Genomic DNA, 18,045 nt, shown 5'->3' with positions numbered 1-18,045 from the left:
GCATTCACAGATTTGCTCCAATATCGATATACAGTTGAATCTTGGAATCTGGGTTATTCAGGCCACGCGCAATATCCACACGTACCGGCCCCACCGGGGAGCGGTAACGCAAGCCAATACCAACGCCGGTATGCCAATCCGCCCGGCGATTGAAAGCGCTGCCGCTATCCACGAACACGGCGCCGCCAAACGGACCACCCTTGTAATAGTGCTCATACTCAGCGCTAGCAGTGAACACATGCTTGGCGCCGAGTGCGAATGTATCCGGCTTGGGAGTGCGCGGACCAACCTCGCGGAAAGCGTAGCCACGAATACTGTTCACACCTCCAGCGAAGAAACGCAAGCTCGGCGGCATCGCCACCAAATCGCTGGCCCAGGTGGCACCTGCCTCACCACGCAGAATCATGCGGCTACTAGTCCCCAGTCCGTGAAACCAACGCAGTTGGCCATACACTTGGGTAAAGTTACTTTTTGAACCCAGGGCACTGGCACCACCACGCACGAGCAGTGTGGCGGCACTCCCATTGCGGGGGAAGGTGGCATCGTCAACATCGACATAGCTCGCTTCTAACTGCGGGTAGATCAGCGTGGAATGCTGGTACTCCACAGTGTTGGAGCCCTCCTCAGTGCCATAACGCCAGCGTTCACGCAGCGCGTTCAGCGAAGCCGTGGCGGTCAAATGCTTGTTGATCTGACCACTGCGTGCCGCTGACAGCCTCACGTTACGCAGGTCGATGTACTTGGTTTGCTCATCATAGGCACGTGCGGAAAACATGTACCAACCATCCAGCCATGTGAACGCGGGGATTTGATAGGCCGTGATCAGGCTCTTGCGATTCTGCGCATAGTCCAATCGTGCGTTCATTTTGTGGCCACGTGCATTCATGTAACGCCGCTCCACACCAGCACGCATACCGGCACCACTTTCGCTGCCATAGCTGATGCCAGCGGTGTAGAGCCTGCTCTTAGCACGCTCGAGCTTGACATCAACCGGCACCTTCCCTTCAGGGTCGGCTTCCTCGGGCTTGGGTTGGATATCGATGCTGCTGAAATAGTCTAACTTGGTCAGGGACTCACGCAGGCGATCAAGCTTGCCCTCGTGGTAATAGCTGCCTTCGTCCCAGTACACCAGTGGGTCAAACAGCCCCTCGTGAAAATAGTCGTAATGGAAACGGACCGGCCCCATGTCGTAACGGCGTCCGCTGTCCCAAAGCAAATCGATGTCTGCTGCATACGCCGCACGGGTCACCTCGACCCGGCGACGGGTGAAATCGGCATCGAAATAGCCACGCTCAGCCAAGCGCCGGGTGATGCGAACCTTACTCGCTTCGTAAGTTGGATGGTTGAATATCTCGCCAAGCTTAGGCTTGAAGTCCTCCAAGTCACGCTGCAGATAATGGTCCTGGGCGGCTGCGCCTGTCATCGCAACGTGCGCCTGGCGCACTCGGACTGGTTCTCCTTTGTCCACGTGAATGACCACGGTAATGTGATCATTCTGGCGCGGCGCGTCGATGCGAATGGTCGGAGCATAGTAGCCAAACGGCTCCAACGCTTGGCGGGTCTGGAACTCGGCTTGGCTGAGCAAGTATTCCAACCGGGATTCGCCCTGCTCCTTGCCAACCACACTATAAAGTGATAGTGAGACATTAATGTTCTTCCTCATCTCGACGTCATCACCTTTATCCAGACCCTTGATCTGAATTTCGTCTACGGTTGCGCCAGCGTGAGCCAAGGGACCTAAGACCAACCATAAGCTCAACGTCGGCGAGATAAAGCGTCTTAACATTTTCGCAGTATACCCAGGCGATACACGATAGAGTGATAAATTTCACATTTTAAGAACATCTTAGAACTTTCAAATCCTGCAACGGCAGCGACAATGTCAAACAGCATGCCAGCCCACGAGTAGTAAAACTTCACCTCCACTTTCAACTTAGACGGAATCTGATGCTTGGAGTTGGACAAACACCGGCACCGATCCAGAACCATGTAACACCCTCAATGCACTCCTCACTCATACTTCTTTTTTAGGCAGGAGACGTGGGGCTCTGATCCATTCCGAATGAAAAATCAAAAAATAAATCACGCATCGCAAGTAAGCATGCGTGCCAGATCTCATCCAACAAGATGAAGAAAGATGTTGATTCAGGTGCACCAACAATTCGACCTAAGGGCATGGCACATTGAGGACTGAGTGGAAGACAGGATAGGGATAGAGACCGCTGTAAAAACAAGACATGGGACCCAGGTAGCAGCCGTACAAACGGCCAGTTAAACCGCTACGTGAGTCTCCAGTGAAACGCTGTTTGGACAGCTCAGCAGAACAAAGAACAGTCATCATGCTGCAAGGAATAATGTCAGCTTACAAAGTAAAGAAAATGGATTCCGCATGTCGATGGTGAAGCATCAATGCCGTTCGCATCATATGGCACGGCGCAACGTTTTTTAGACACCTAAGGCAGCAACGAAGATTGAAGAGAGAACCAGGAAGCTACGGTACTGAGCCTTCGATCAAGATAGAAAAATAATACCTCCAACATGTATAACAGCCCAAGATATATGCAAAGCAGCCACCGCATGAAACACGGAACAATGTATATTGACTGAAATAAACCAAGGCCACTTTGGCCTTTATAAAAACATACTTGATGATCCCAACAAGTATGTATTGAGATACCGGTGAATTCACCGATAAGGTATCCGTTTCATCAACGCAACCCCACTCATGACACACTATAGGATGCGTACTTTAACTTGATCGTTTTCCATCCTATAAAGCACGAGAGCTTCAAGAAATCTACATTCCTTGCATCATACTTATCCGACTGAAGCATGTTATTCGCTTCACGCCTATCATTAAATGTATATAAGGATCGATATTTTAATTCCACCGTGCATTAGCTTTTTAAAGCATGAAGCTTGACACGCTTACAAAAGCGCCGACTCACACCCATCACACACTCTAAAGGCTTTGCTGATGTTGGCTCCTTGCATACTCACCGGCAATAAACCAGAGCAGTACGCCCAACTCGAGGTCCAGGCCAAGGCACTGATACACGGTGAGACCGACCGGATTGCGAATGCCGCTAATCTTGCAGCACTCATATTCCATAGCCTGCCTGCGCTGAATTGGGTCGGCTTCTATTTTTACGACGGCCGCGAATTGGTCGTTGGTCCATTCCAAGGACAACCCGCTTGTATACGCATCCCACTCGACAAAGGTGTATGCGGTGCTGCCGCACGTACTCGGCACACTCACCGCATTGACAACGTGGATACATTCCCTGGACACATCGCTTGCGATTCGGCTTCACGCTCTGAACTGGTGGTTCCACTCCTCAAAGACGACATGCTGATCGGTGTACTCGACCTGGACAGTCCAACATTGGCTCGCTTCGATATCGAAGACCAGAGCGGGATTGAATCACTAGCACGCGTGTTCGTCAGCAGCTTAAGATGACTGCCATGAAATGGGGGAACATCGCTCCAAAAGAAGACTCCCCCACCTGGTCAAGTCAGCTAGCACACGGCGACCTAGACATACCAAGTGTGATCAGCATCTTCGTTAACATCCGCCATGCTGACCCCAAGCCCCACCTGACCTTACCGTTGCCTGCTGGAGGCAAGAGAAAAATGCGCTCCACTGTCCTCTGAAAAAAGCTGCAAACACAGCTCAGAACAGCAGCCATGATCGCCGTAGGAATCTGCCCCAAAATCAATCCGCCACGCTTATCGGATATCGGACTGAAACCGTACAAATCGGCATCAGCCATATGCCAAGCACCGCCGCAGCATGGCTCGCTGCGCCTCAGGCGATCAGACATCACATCGGCGCATCTCTGCAGCGCATCTTCACACTGAACCTGCACTCGTGCAGAAAATCACCATAGAGTGCAGTCAGCAACGATCACATCGAGTCCAGATCAAGCACCTGTGACGCATGAACCAGCCGCAAGAGAGTGCTCACGCAGTGTTGCACCACCCGTAAGGATGAACTGTCCAACAGATGCAGACCAAAGCAGGACATCAATGCTGGTGACGATCACTGCGTTACCACAAGAGACAGACACTACGTCGCACGTCCCGTCTTCGACACGTTAAGAATGGGCGCGGCCATCGTGACTGTAACGCCCCTACCACCGGAAGCAGGCTACCCATTACCCCACTAAGAACGGACCTCAACCAGCGCTGATCAATCAAGCCAACGGCGATGCTGCCGCTGTTGATTTGCATCATGACGCAAGACGTACCTGCAACGTGACCACCACAGACAACACGGTACTCTTGTCGCTCGTTTGACACAGATAGGCTGATCTTCCTCCCATGTGGAAACCATACCGACGCATGCTGCCATCTGTTTTGTGTGACCGCTTGCGTACCATCGTACCGATGGACTTGGATCCGTTTTGATTCGTCCATGGTAAGCGTCCGCAGACGCCGGAATTGCCTGTCCACTGTAGGCGTTGCGCCTGGATTGGGGTGGTCACATGGGTCAATATGATGCGGCTGGCAGTACTGAAGACACAGGCGCGGGGAAAAGGTGATGACACCTTGTAAGCAATCAGTGTCATGCAAGGCATGGATATAAGAACGTTCACGCTGGTTTGAGTGGCCAGTCCACATGGGCCGTGGGGCGCTTCACTTGGCAATGCAACCGCTCAAGTCAACGCCCTCCTTTGATTCTCTTCATCACTTGATGTGATGGGATCAAACATTGAATCCGCCCCATGATTCCTAACTACATCGGACAGAACCACACATGAGGATTGGGTCGTGAAGCGATGTCTATCATGAGTCCTCTCGGGCACTCCCTTCTATCAAAGGATACTTGCAGGGCATGTCGTGCTGTGAAAGACGTTTCAGTTAAACATCCGTTTGCAATGCGATGTTGCGGCCAGCGAAACCCCGAACGTCATTTAATGTTTCGCACTGCAACTTGCATAACGGCAATATGATTTCAAAATCAACATCGATACCGCATACAGCCCACTGCAAAGCCAGTTCTAGTGAATCAGCGTGCTCAACCAAGCAGCACACATTATTGCCGATTTAACGTTAGACATCACCTGTGTCTGCTGTCATTGACATGCGAAAATCCCCATGTTGGCGACAAACGGCATACTGATTGCACTCGGCATATCACACCCATTGGCCAGTCCCCACTTCTTCAAATCACTACACGTGTTGTTCTGATGTGATGGGCAAGGCAATCCCGCACCACATCGCCACAACTCCCATATCCGTTGCACCGCATGAATAGCTACGCCTTCCCAATTGCTACGCTGCTGCCAGCGATCACAACTAGCTTGTCCAATCATCCGCGCCTGATTTTAGAAGCACCGCCCGGGGCCGGAAAAACCACCCAGGTGCCGCTGGCCTTGCTCGATGCACCGTGGCTTGATGGGCGCAACATCATACTTTTAGAACCACGCCGGGTCGCCGCACGCAATGCTGCACTGTTCATGGCGCGCCAATGTGGTGAAGACGTCGGTGGGCTTGTCGGCTATCGCATCCGTTTTGAAAATAAAGTCTCTGCACGCACCCGCATTCACGTCGTCACCGAAGGCATCCTGACCCGGATCATCCAGGAGGATCCGCTACTGGATGGCATCGACGCGCTGCTATTCGATGAATTCCACGAGCGTCATCTGACCAGCGACCTTAGCTTGGCGTTGGCGCTGGATGTGCAGGCACAGCTACGTGGGGATCTGCGTATTGTCGTGATGTCAGCGACGCTGCAGGGTGAACGCTTAGCGCAATTCCTCGATGCACCACGGCTGACCAGCGAGGGGCGTGGCTATCCTGTTGAGATCACCCACTTTCCTGCGCGCCGTGATGAATCACTGGAACCACACGCACGTCGCGCCATCGAGCACGCTTTGACCACGCACCAAGGTGACGTGCTGATCTTCCTGCCCGGCCAGCGAGAGATCACCCGGTTACAAGCCACACTGGAGAAAACACTCGACCCGGCGTTGCAAGTGCTGCCACTACACGGGGAACTGCCGCTGGAACAACAAGCACACGTGCTACAACCGGATCCCAATGGACGGCGGCGCATCGTGCTGGCCACCAATGTGGCTGAATCCTCAATCACCCTACCCGGGATATCGGTAGTGATCGACAGCGGATTAGCGCGTGAGCCTGTCTACGATCCGAATACCGGCTTCACACGGCTGGACGTGGTGAGCATCGCGCAGAGTTCGGCTGACCAACGTGCTGGGCGGGCGGGCCGCGTCGCCGCGGGTTGGGCCTATCGGCTGTGGCCTCAATCACAGCGACTGGAAGCACAACGCCGGCCGGAAATGACCCAGATCGAATTATCTGGTCTGGCACTAGAACTGGCCGCCTGGGGCAGTACCACGCTGCGCTTCATCGACCCACCGCCAGCCGGTGCGCTGAGCGCCGCACGTGAACTGCTACAACGACTGGGTGCTATCAGTGACACGGCCACCCTGACGCCCCTGGGGCAACGCATGCTGACACTGGGCATCCATCCACGCCTGGCAGCCATGCTGTTGGCCCCACACGATCCGCAAGAGCAGGCACTGGCGTGCGACTTGGCCGCATTACTCGAGGCGCGCGATCCACTGCGCGGCAGCAGCGACGCGTTGATCACGCGCTGGCGCGCGTTAGCAGGATTACGCAGTGGCCGGATCTCTCACGACGCCAGACGCAACACACTGAGCACCATTGACGTCGCAGCGAAACAATGGCGACGGCGCATACGCTGTGAGGTCACACCACCGGATGAGGTCGAAGCACACACGCTCGGCAACCTGCTCACACATGCTTTCCCTGAACGCATCGCCGCGCGCCACTCCAGTGACCCACTGTATTACGTACTGGCCAACGGCCGCCGTATGCGCCTGTTCGACAACAGCGACCTGCATGGCGAACCTTGGGTCATCGCCAGCGAGCTGCATCACGGTATCAAAGACGTCCAACTGCGATGCGGTGCCCCTCTGGACGAGGGACGGTTGCACGCTAACTTCCCCGAACGCTTCACCCAACACGATGTAGTACGCTGGGAAATAGATAAACGCGCCTTGGTGGCGCAGCGTGAATGCTGCTTCGACCGCATCGTGCTCGACGTACGCCCCGCCGGGCACGTAGATCCGGCACAGGCTGCAAACGCATTAACCGGAGCCATACGCACACTCGGCTTAGATACGCTGTCGTGGACAAAGCACCTACGCCAGTGGCAGGCACGTGCCGTGGCACTGCGTCAGTGGATGCCGGAACTTGAACTCCCAGACCTGTCCGACACAGCGTTACTAGCAACACTGGACACTTGGTTAACACCAGCCTTAGCCGGGAAAACCAGATTGGATGCACTGGACCAAACGGCACTCGAGGAAGCACTGAAATCGCTACTGTCATGGGCACAGCACCCACTGATCGACCGTCACGCGCCCGCACGCATCATCGTACCCTCCGGGATGGAACGCCACGTTGACTATAGGTTGGCCGACGATGACACGCCGCAACCGCCTGTCCTTGCCGTCAAACTACAGGAATTGTTTGGTCTGCCCGATACCCCGCGCATCGCCAGAAACCGTATACCTCTCACTCTACACCTGCTCTCACCCGGCGGCCGGCCGCTGCAAGTAACTCAGGATTTGAAAAGCTTTTGGACTAACACGTATCCGGAAGTGAAGAAAGAAATGAAAGGGCGCTATCCAAAACACCCATGGCCAGACGATCCATGGACAGCAATCGCCACCTACCGCACGAAATCACAGGGAAGGTGATATAGCTGCCATGGTAACGGTGCCACCGCACTCCATATAGACTCTCACTGGATAATTCCATCTAAGACCACACCAAATCTCCGCAGCGATCGTTTAGCATACGTAGAATGGCATTTCCGCTGTTACCCTGCCATACACGGGTGTAGAGCATGCTTGACTTAGCGTCAGCTAAAGATATAGGCACCCGCTAGCATGATATGACCTATATATTGCAGCACACACACACTAGCCGCTTTTCACTGGACAAGGAACCCATTAATGAACAAGCTCACCACCATGACCGACCGTGCTCTGAAACACACCATGGATCTAGCTCAGCATGCCAATAACCGCCTCCGCTCCACTACACCGCATGCTAGCAACTGGTTGAAAAGCGGTGCTGCCTTGGGTGCAGTCAAAACCAGCGGAAAAATGACCGGTAAGTTCATCAAGCGCAACCCTAGCATCGCCGTTGCTGTTGCAGTGGTAGGCATCGGGGTGGCTGGCTATATGCTCTACCGTAAATATAAGATCAAGAACAAAAAGAACATCGTCATCAATGGCCAAGCCGAGCATCTGCTCAATGAGCATGCTGACAACGTTGAAGTACGACGCAGCACTCACCACAACCGCAGTGCAGTCGCTCCTAGCGATACCAACGGCGAGTAAACCTCGCAGCATGCAAATTCGCTGTACACACAAAAACACCTCACTATGTATCATTACAGCTCTACCAGAGGGTGTTGTTCGCATTCAAGAATGAGTGAGATAGAACCGGCCTTCATAAAAGATCTGTCTTTTCCAGATGATGGCTCGGTCGTACTCCATTTTCTATTGAAGTTAGTTTCAATTTATTCCCAGATACCGGACTTTGTTGCACACATAGGCATACACGTTGCTGGACTGGACATGTGTGCTCGAATAGACCTGATAAAGCCGACAGAAAAGAAGTACCGAACGACGGACTGATGAGCGGATAACACAGCACTCAAATCCCGAAGCTTGCAAGGTCTCTGACAAGACAAGAGACCGCATGGTTTGCCGGTAGTGACAGCACACGTGGCCAGTCACCACCGCATAACGCTGAAGTGTTTGTTTGGCCTGTCATGACATCGAAGCATTGGCTGGCAGACAGTCTGCCGAGATTGGCAAGCCTGGATTGGCCGGCACCGGATTTCAACACGATCTCTTGGCGATAAAAGTACTTGCAGCTCGCCATACCCTAGGTGGCAGGAGCGATGTTTGGGAACGGCTGGTGGATAGCACGGGTGTCAAGATACCCAGTGAAAGAAAAATAAAAAACAAAGCAGTGCGGTACTGACTACTGCCGTCAGTGGCGCAAGGTACATCTGAGATGTGACGTCCAGACCATAGGAAATACGCGCCATCGAGACCACCAACAGAAGAAATGCCGGGCGATGGAAAACATATCCTCCGAGTGCCCACAGGCCATGAAACCCTCGGGAATCATCAAGGCAACACCGGGCCTGGGTCGGAGGATAAGCGTTGACCATCAATGCTACATCGTTGCAACCATAAGTGTGGTATTTGGAATGGCTGGGCACGCACATGATGTCTGGTGACTTTGCCCATCAGATTACAGAGCTTCAGGAACAAGCTGCATTGCTCGACCGTTTCACCCAACTCTGAACCCCTAGTGATCATCACCAAGCCATCAATCCGTCCTGGATTGGTTAGGCTGACTTTTCGCTCAATTTGTGTAACAAAACCAAATCAGCTAGTCAATTAACTAAATTTAATCTCACCGCATAGGAAGCTGGGGAAGTGCAAATCCTGTTCAAGCACGATTTTCAAATCAAATGACTGCATGTCCCAAGTGATGAGGCTAAATTATAATCTGGCTCGATAAATGATTTTTTAACTTAATATTGAGAATAACCTAACGCCCCCTTTAGACAGAGATTTAATATCTAAGCAAGCTGCCAGCTTAGATTTCAAATCGGAACACACTTTAGTTAGTACATATTCGAATGCAATGTTAAGATTCTCTCATTTTATTCATATCTCAATTAAAATTGGTTGAAAGCGTAGCAACCGCAGTCTAAACTGCAATGACTTTCAATCCAGCGGATAAACTTCACTATGCTGCGTTTCGCTACAGCTGGTTTTTTGTATCTCTTAGTGACTTCTGTCGTAGAGGCTTCCACGCCTCAGTATTCTGTCAACACCCCTTTTAATCAATTGGTTCCAGCGACGGTGGTTACACAAGTAAACACTGTGTTCTACAACCCAAACATCGCATTAGGCATACCCAGCAGAGTACTGTCAAAAACTTACAACAGCGAGTATTTAATAGACCCCGTGTTGCTACACTTGCGGGTAAATAGTCACCAAAGCATTGCCAAAGCGCCTTCACTCGAAAGTGCAGTCAAGTTAAATAACAATACCGATTACAAGCAGCAAACCATTTACGACAACACGCCCTGGCGCTTCAACATGAGCCAAGAAGGTAAGCGCATGACAGCGGATGAGTTCGACGCATGGATGAAAGCGCGTGGAGTGCATGTTATCCCGAGTCAACCTAATAACAGCGTGCAATCGGTATCTGAAGCCAAGTAAGCGATGCTGTGCGGCAGACTTTGCCCTTCCCATACCAAAGCCAGGCTAAGTTGTGCGCTGTTTCTTTTTTGCCCCCGGTGACAGGCGGTTTTTTCACTCAAGTAAGCACAATAGCGCTGTGCTACTTGAAAAAAGGAAGAATGAAAATTTCATTCGCAAATGAAAAGGATTTCAGTAAACATAATCAAAGTAAGAGATCATAATTAAGCTTCATGGATTGCGGCTTGTAGTCATGCATCTTAAGAGGGCAGACCTGCTGCATCTCAATACAACATATTGAGATGCAGCTTGGTCATGACCGTAAAGATAACTGATACGACATAGCAACAACTAAGTAATCTTTATTGAACTCGGCACACGAAATCACCCGGCATACCATCATTTGCCCCTATCGCCATGTGCTGGATTCGCCCCTGTGTAACCCTGGGCAATGTTAGAGCAGTAGTTGATTATCCATCCAGCCTCAAGGGGTGTAGTAAATAGCCCGTTACGTACTACATTTGCTAGATCCTGTGAATGCACCTGGAAGTATTTTTCTCCTTGGTGAGCCTAATCTGCACGGTTGGTCACTGCCGCTGAGGGGATAATACGCTCTTTAAGAGCTTCCAAGCATTGTAGAAATAATCCAGATGATGGAGCACCTCTATCCATTATTTTTTCGTAAATTCAGACCTCAGGATTTCACGCCATGAGACACGGCTCATGTTGTAGCCACCGCTGGAAGGCGGTGTCTTGAGCGACGTGACCGTGCCATCATCAGTCCCCACCTGCATGATGTGCCCGGTAAACACCGGACTATTCGGCGCACTGTCCACACCCACCCCGGATACCGGATTGCCATTGAGCGTACTACCACTGCCCGCACCACCGGTGTTGCCTAAATCGAAAAACCATTGACGCAATCGCCCACCTGTGAACGGATTAATCGCCATCACAAAACCCTTGCCACTGGGCTTGCAGACATTGCTGTTATCCGGGATTCGGGTGGTCCCGATCAGCACCCCTCCACGGAACATGTTGGATACGATCATCCGTTCTCCCTGCTTGCCGGACTGCGGCGAGATCAAATCCATGTACCAGCCATCAGCACCAACATTGCCAGGATCGGCCACCACACGAACGGCATCATGATTGACTTCGCCCTCATCAAGAATCTGCACCTGGCTGAGCGTGCTGCGCCCTTTGATCGTCGTCCCCTGGTCAATCAAGCCATACCAGCTCTGGACCTCCTTGTTACCCAGATCATGCGAAGACAACGCACGGCCCGTCCCAAAGAAGATCCACGTGCGTCCAGTGGATCGCTCGATGGCCCCCAGCGGCGTTGCGGTGATCGGCTGCGCCTTTCCCTGATACTCGGCATTGAACATCGGCTCCGCCTTCCACACGCGATCGGTAAGACTGAAGCGCCACAGCGTGCCCAGCAGGTCCCCGGCATACACGCGATCCGTGATGCCGTTGCCCTGACTGGACCAAGGCAGCACACCCGACAGTCCATTGCTTGAAGCCTTGCTCACAGCTATTTGGGTTGCTTGGCCAGTCAGCAGGTTGATCACGATCAGTTGGGCGTTGTCTGCGGTGCTGTTGGGACCATTGCCAAGCAAAACGGACCATGTCCCATCAGACGTCTGAACAATCATGGGTTTGTTTAGGATATTTCCCAGACCGCTGATGTCCGTAGACGTTTTGTCCCATAGCACACCAATATTGGAAGGGTCGGTCACATCCAAGGCGAACACGCCTGTCCCGCCACGGCCCAGGGTCCCCACCAGCACCGAACGCCACGTCCGTAAAGTCGTGTCGTAAATATCGGCCGCGGTCAGCTCCCCATCAACGTAATACTGGTGTACGTAGTTCTGATCGGTGTACTCAAGCAATCTGGGCATCGCCGCTTGAGGGACAAAGGCAAAGATCTCTGTACCGTTATTGGCATTGAAGGCATGCAGCATGCCGTCATTGGCCCCCACGTAGATCACCGGCACGCGGTTGGCCTGCACGGCGGCGAACGCTGCATAAGCCGACGCCCCGCTGAAGCGCGCCGCTGTGTATAGCCGGGGGTTGGGCGCGCCCACATACAACGGCTGGGAGTTGACAATATCCCCCATGAGGCCGCTGCGTACCCGGAGCTTGCCCGGCCCGCTGCCCTCCTGGCTACGATTACCGCGCAGGTAATCAATCTGCGCGGCACTGGCCGATGCCAGTGGCGTTTGGCTTAGGTTGTTTTTGGTGAAGTCTTTCAGTGTGGCGGCACTAGAAAACTTGATGACGCGCCGGTCCCACGCCGGGAAGTTCGCGTTCGCGCTCCAAAACGGAGTGAGCGCACCGGTCACTTTGTCCACGTGATAGGCGCTCAGATCGCCACGCCAGGTGCCGCTGAAAAACTGTGTCTGGTAGGTGACGGCGCCGGTTTCAAGCCTGGCACCATTACTGGACAATCCGGTGCCTGAGCCCTTTGTCTCGGCCACGATCCGCGAGAATGCTTTGTTCAGGCTGGACACCATCTTTTCTGCGTCAGCAGCAATGTAGAAATTGTCCGCACGCTTGAAGGTACGATTGTTTTTATCGTCAGTGAAGTACTCGCGGCTACTCCACCAGGTAGCCTCTGGCAGAGCTTTGAGCGTCTTATCCGGATCGTAACCGGCAGGCACTTGAAATCCGCCATATTTCGCGGCCAACCAGTATTGGTTAGTTTCTACTGGATTTTTGTAGTCCTCAGCCTCCACCACGTCGACCCAGTAGGTCGTTAAAAACTGATCCCCTTCAAGATCAGGACGCATGTCCTTGGTATGGGCATCGTAAGCCAGCGCTGCAATATAAGCCGAATTTTTATTATGAAAGTTGAAAGTAGATGCCCGGGCCGCCGCCAGCGCATCAGCCCGGCTCCTGCCCTCCATCTGGAAGATCTGCGCCATACGTTTAACCACGTCAACGCTTGTATCGTTTCTGACCAATTGCGGTTTGGCAGGCTCTCCCTCGGTGTTGGTATCACCGGGCAGATTCTTGTCAAAATTGGTGTGAGTGTCACCAATTCCAAGGACAACATTGCTCTGGCAGGCATAACGGATAGGATCATCCCAGGTCGTAATCACCGGGAAGGCATCGGCCTGCTGGTACTTTTCGTTTACCGAACCGGTCAATACTGAATATTCTGGAATATCGCCCAACCCTTTGAAATAGCGAACTACCGTGTAGTAGAGCTCACTGACAGGGTCATACCCTTTTGCGCTCTTACCGGTATTCATCTGAGAAAATCTATTCAAATAGTTGATCACACCGGAATGAGCGATCGTACGGCCCACCCGCTGGGTGGTCGCCGCGGCATCAGCAGGATTGGGATTGGGATAGAAGATGCCGGTCTGCGCATCCCATTCCGCATAGGGATTGGTTTTCTCGCCTTCATTCGGATAGTAGGTCTTGGGTCCGACAAACTTCTGATTGGCACGCAACACGCCTCCGTCCACCACAGTACTGTCATCATTTTTATAACCGAAAATGCTATATCGGATGCGCTTGGAATATTGCTGGATCAGCCCCTCGGGCTTGTAGGAGCCACTGGGATAGGCCACACAGTTGGGCTCCAGGCCGACCAATGGATCACACACCTTGACCCGGACGCTGACTTCGTAAATGCCATTATCATTCCAGTTCAATGCGTGCTTGGAAGGATCGTAAAATTGACCGTCCTTCTCTAAAGGTTCTTGCCACCAATTGGAGAAGGCGGGGGTCGCCTGAGTAAACCGCATTGTGTTGCCGAGGCCATCGATGCGGATACGGAATCTGCCCCACTGCGCAGGCACTGAAGCGGCGAGCAAATTCCGGCCTTCGAGCGTGCGACGCGGGTAATTCACCTGATACGGGCGATCCATGTCTGCTTTTTCCAGAATTGTCTCGTTGGTCGTGTCGCGCACGCGATAACCGCCGGTCAATGCGGAGCGGAACGGATCGATCGTCTGGGTGGCGGCCCAGTTCAGAAAATTCCCGGCCCACGCACCCCGGGAGGTATCGCAACTGTAATCGGCTTTAGGCCTTGGAGACGCAACGGGATAGAAGTAACGCTGGCGCTCATCAGCACTGTAATTGTATTGGTAGCACTTGTTGGAATCGAAGTACCCAACATACCTAACTCCTTGCGTGTAGGTGCTGGCAAGGTTAGCCACACTGACCAACGTGGGATACTCGACAGACGCAACAATGGCAAGATTGCCAGGCACTTCGCTGCCAACATACAACGGGGACTGAGAGATCTCCACTCCCGCCTGCACCGCACCGCTTATACCAGCGAGTGTACCGATGCATACCGTGGCCACACACCTCAAAAATAAGACGTTGTTAAGAATCATCTTGCTCATGCCTACTCCTTGATTCCCTCCCTTGGATAAATTCAATCCGCTAGTTAATCACGCACCATCGCACACCAATGAACCGTAAAAGTTCATATAAGACATGCAATGAAAGTCTTTAAATCAATGAATAATTGAATAAAAAATTTTATTGCCGCGATTTAACGGCGCACAGTAGTATCTAACGTACCATTATTTTTAGCGCCATGAAATTTTGAAATTGCATTAATATCTCTAACAACCCATACCTGATGAAAATAAGAAGTATCATGATCCAAATTAAAAATTCATTTATAAATAAATGCAAGAAATAAAATAAAAATGAATTTAATTTATAGTTAAAACATTAATCAAGCTCAATATCAACCCTAACAGTAATGGTACAAAAAAGAAAGAATTACTAACAATCTGTTTGAGTCTCGTTAAAACATATGATCAACACTGGATCGAATACCTCAAGAATCGAAACTTAACAGACGTTTCACACGTCACGATCTACACAAAAAATGATTTCGAAATGCATCGCACGCTCCAGTGACAGATTCAAATGGGTGCGGCAGGCTTGTGAGACCGAAATATATTCACAGAGAAAATCCCTTGTACGTCGAAAAGACACACCACTTTTCTTGCTGAGATCAACCTATTAAGAAAATACTCATTGAAGCGTGTCGTCACAAATGACCACCAACGAATAGCCAGCCGTGCTTAGCCCCAGTACCATCAACATGCACACAATAAACCTGCACGCACTCACCATCGCTGAAAATCCAGGAATGAGCCGTTATCCCATATAAAACGGCAGTAAGCCAAGGTAGGCACAAATCATGCAAAGATCGGGAAAACAAGTGATTCAGGAGACATTGAACAGTCATGTACGATTTTGAAACAGTCCATGATCGGACAAGCCCCGCACGTCTTCTATAATTAGCGCCGCAATCTTCGTCATGCTGCCACTCAGGCACTCAAGGAATTCCACTTGAACTCAACTGTCCCTCATGCACCCGCTCTGCACGTGCATCATCTGCACAAGACCTACAGCAATGGTACGCAGGCCCTGAAAGGGATCAGTCTGGACATTAACCCAGGTGATTTCTTCGCTCTACTTGGTCCCAACGGCGCCGGCAAGTCCACTTTAATCGGCATCGTCAGTTCGCTAGTCAATCTGAGCAGCGGTAACGTCGAAGTGTTCGGCATTGACTTGGTACACGAACGTAGTGCGGCAATGCGACTGATCGGCCTAGTACCACAGGAGATCAACTTCAACCTGTTCGAAAAACCTTTAGACATTCTGATCAACTACGCCGGCTTCTACGGCATACCGCACGCTGAAGCTGAAGCACTGGCAGAGGTTGAGCTCAAGCGCGCGTACCTGTGGGAGAAGGCACAGGTGATGAGCCGTACCCTGTCCGGTGGGATGAAACGGCGTTTGATGATTGCCCGTGCGATGATGACCCAACCGCGTTTGCTTATCCTGGATGAACCTACTGCTGGTGTGGACGTCGAGATCCGCCGCGATATGTGGCGCGTCCTACAGGAGATCAATGCCAGTGGCACCACAATCATGCTCACCACGCATTACCTTGAAGAAGCCGAAAGCCTCTGTCGTAATTTGGCCATCATCGACCGTGGTCAGATCATCGAGAAGGGACCTATGCGTACACTGCTCGCCAAACTAGACGTGGAAGGCTTTCTTCTCGACATCGACGGAACACTACCGATGCAACTTCCAACAATTGAGAACACTACGCTAAGCGCGTTGGACGATCACACATTGGACTTGAACATGCCACGCGCAATGGACCTGAATCGCGTGTTCGCTGCGCTGAGTGCCGCCAACATCCAAGTACGCTCGATGCGTACCAAGAGTAATCGTCTGGAAGAGCTGTTTATACGCTTGACCAGTACAGAGAACCGTAACATCACTGAAAGCCTGCCAGCGTACGCTGCCACACCCTAATCATTCTCCCACCGTCGCATCCCGATCCTTACCGTGACCAATACACCAAGCAACACCCAGCGTAACCTGACCGCTCTGGGCACCATCGTACGCCGCGAAGTGCAACGCATCTTGCGCATCTGGATCCAAACACTGGTGCCACCAGCCATCACCATGGCCTTATATTTTTTGATCTTCGGCCAGTTGATCGGCACACGCGTGGGCTCAATGGACGACTTTGACTATATACACTTCATCGTACCTGGCTTGGTCATGATGAGTGTGATCCAGAACAGTTACGGCAACATCAGTTCTTCGTTCTTCGGTGCCAAGTTCGGCCGACACATTGAGGAACTGCTGGTGAGTCCGATGCCAAACTGGGTGATTCTATGGGGCTACGTCACCGGAGCAGTGCTACGAGGACTAATGGTCGGCACTATCGTGATGGCAATCGCGATGTGCTTTACTCCAGTACGGCTACCGTACCCATTGGTCACGTTGAGCACAGCGGTACTGGCTGCAATCATTTTCTCACTGGCCGGCTTCATTAACGCTGTCTACGCCAAAAAGTTCGACGACATCACGATCATACCGACGTTCATTCTGACTCCGTTGACTTACCTCGGAGGAGTGTTTTACTCAGTGAAGCTGCTACCCGGCTGGGCTGAAACCGCCACTTACGCGAACCCGATTTTCTACATGGTCAACGCCTTTCGCTACGGTTTGCTCGGCCATAGCGACGTCCCACTATGGATAGCATACGTACTGATGCTCACGTTCATCGCAGGGCTCAGTGCATTATCACTCTGGTTACTACGGCGGGAAATAGAATAGGTCAGGATTGCAAGGCTGAAATCCTCTTGAATTGATTGCTTTGTACCAAGCCTAGACTCTGTGAGAGTTTAATAATCACTACGTACTTGGGAGACCAAACATGCAGATTGTTATACCCCTCTGAATTTATGCGCAGATGTAACTTCCAAAAGGAAACACGAATAAACAACGAAGTGACGAACAAAAAAATAGATCAAACGCCGAATTGCTGTTGGGGATATCCATCCATCATGAACAACCATGACACAAACACAGCCTATAGTTCGGGTTTGTTCTTGTCGACATCGGCATCTGAATCAATGAAGCCCAGAGCACGGGCTATGGGCCAAACATGAGCATTCAGCGTAACGTGTATGACAAACCCCACTGATCTGGTCCAATAGATCCCGGGGGTGATCGAAACCAAGCTATCATCCGACTATCACACGGTACCCTGATGACTGCAATTAACAACCACAGGAGTACAGTAACGCTTCCGTGTTAAAGGTTGGCATCTCGGTCAATCATAATCACCGCTAACGGCAAGATTCAGGTAAGCACAATATCGACATGCCACAATCACCTGATTTTGTAAATCAAGCGAGTCAAGGAGCCGCTTTTGCTGTGCTTAGATAATCAGCCGATC

9 protein-coding genes are annotated in these 18,045 nt (G+C 51.8%); 7 read left to right on the top strand and 2 right to left on the bottom strand.

Features of this window, described 5'->3' with window-relative positions; all coding sequences use genetic code 11:
- Positions 1 to 4: 4 nt before the first annotated feature.
- The gene (locus tag PLS229_RS03285; RefSeq protein WP_038270701.1) at positions 5 to 1,747 is read right to left on the bottom strand and encodes an autotransporter assembly complex protein TamA; all 1,743 of its coding nucleotides are present in this window, start codon (positions 1,745 to 1,747) and stop codon (positions 5 to 7) included.
- Between the two features lie 1,230 nt (positions 1,748 to 2,977).
- Here PLS229_RS03285 and PLS229_RS03280 point away from each other — a divergent pair.
- The 5 genes from PLS229_RS03280 to PLS229_RS03260 all read left to right on the top strand — a co-directional run bounded on the left by PLS229_RS03280 (position 2,978) and on the right by PLS229_RS03260 (position 10,313).
- On the top strand, positions 2,978 to 3,460 hold the full coding sequence (locus PLS229_RS03280) for a GAF domain-containing protein (RefSeq protein WP_038270592.1): 483 nt from the start codon (positions 2,978 to 2,980) through the stop codon (positions 3,458 to 3,460).
- Positions 3,457 to 3,654, top strand: a complete 198-nt coding sequence (locus PLS229_RS03275) for a hypothetical protein (protein ID WP_038270591.1) — start codon at positions 3,457 to 3,459, stop codon at positions 3,652 to 3,654. Before PLS229_RS03280 ends, PLS229_RS03275 begins: the two co-directional genes overlap by 4 nt.
- Positions 3,655 to 5,252: 1,598 nt before the next feature.
- On the top strand, positions 5,253 to 7,754 hold the full coding sequence (gene hrpB / locus PLS229_RS03270) for an ATP-dependent helicase HrpB (protein WP_038270589.1): 2,502 nt from the start codon (positions 5,253 to 5,255) through the stop codon (positions 7,752 to 7,754).
- 258 nt (positions 7,755 to 8,012) lie between these two features.
- Positions 8,013 to 8,402, top strand: a complete 390-nt coding sequence (locus tag PLS229_RS03265) for a hypothetical protein (protein ID WP_038270588.1) — start codon at positions 8,013 to 8,015, stop codon at positions 8,400 to 8,402.
- A gap of 1,434 nt (positions 8,403 to 9,836) precedes the next feature.
- A complete protein-coding gene (locus PLS229_RS03260; RefSeq protein ID WP_038270586.1) occupies positions 9,837 to 10,313 on the top strand; it encodes a hypothetical protein in 477 nt (158 codons plus the stop codon).
- A 650-nt stretch (positions 10,314 to 10,963) separates the two neighbouring features.
- Here PLS229_RS03260 and PLS229_RS03255 read toward each other — a convergent pair.
- Complete coding sequence (locus PLS229_RS03255) at positions 10,964 to 14,650, bottom strand: pilus assembly protein (protein WP_114867210.1); 3,687 nt, start codon at positions 14,648 to 14,650, stop codon at positions 10,964 to 10,966.
- A 976-nt stretch (positions 14,651 to 15,626) separates the two neighbouring features.
- On the opposite strand from PLS229_RS03255, the gene PLS229_RS03250 reads away from it, so the two are divergent.
- The gene (locus tag PLS229_RS03250; protein ID WP_051482378.1) at positions 15,627 to 16,607 is read left to right on the top strand and encodes an ABC transporter ATP-binding protein; all 981 of its coding nucleotides are present in this window, start codon (positions 15,627 to 15,629) and stop codon (positions 16,605 to 16,607) included.
- A gap of 33 nt (positions 16,608 to 16,640) precedes the next feature.
- On the top strand, positions 16,641 to 17,420 hold the full coding sequence (locus PLS229_RS03245; protein ID WP_038272700.1) for an ABC transporter permease: 780 nt from the start codon (positions 16,641 to 16,643) through the stop codon (positions 17,418 to 17,420).
- Positions 17,421 to 18,045 lie beyond the last annotated feature (625 nt).

Source organism: Xylella taiwanensis (assembly GCF_013177435.1).
Lineage (GTDB): Bacteria > Pseudomonadota > Gammaproteobacteria > Xanthomonadales > Xanthomonadaceae > Xylella > Xylella taiwanensis.
This window is presented reverse-complemented; position numbering and strand designations above follow the sequence as displayed.

Excerpts from the sequence above, each read along its gene's own strand:
- PLS229_RS03265 (WP_038270588.1), top strand. The coding sequence starts at position 8,013 with ATGAACAAGCTCACCACCATGACCGACCGTGCTCTGAAACACACCATG.
- PLS229_RS03280 (WP_038270592.1), top strand. The coding sequence starts at position 2,978 with ATGTTGGCTCCTTGCATACTCACCGGCAATAAACCAGAGCAGTACGCC.
- PLS229_RS03255 (WP_114867210.1), bottom strand. The coding sequence starts at position 14,650 with ATGATTCTTAACAACGTCTTATTTTTGAGGTGTGTGGCCACGGTATGC.
- PLS229_RS03260 (WP_038270586.1), top strand. The coding sequence starts at position 9,837 with ATGCTGCGTTTCGCTACAGCTGGTTTTTTGTATCTCTTAGTGACTTCT.
- hrpB (WP_038270589.1), top strand. The coding sequence starts at position 5,253 with ATGAATAGCTACGCCTTCCCAATTGCTACGCTGCTGCCAGCGATCACA.
- PLS229_RS03275 (WP_038270591.1), top strand. The coding sequence starts at position 3,457 with ATGACTGCCATGAAATGGGGGAACATCGCTCCAAAAGAAGACTCCCCC.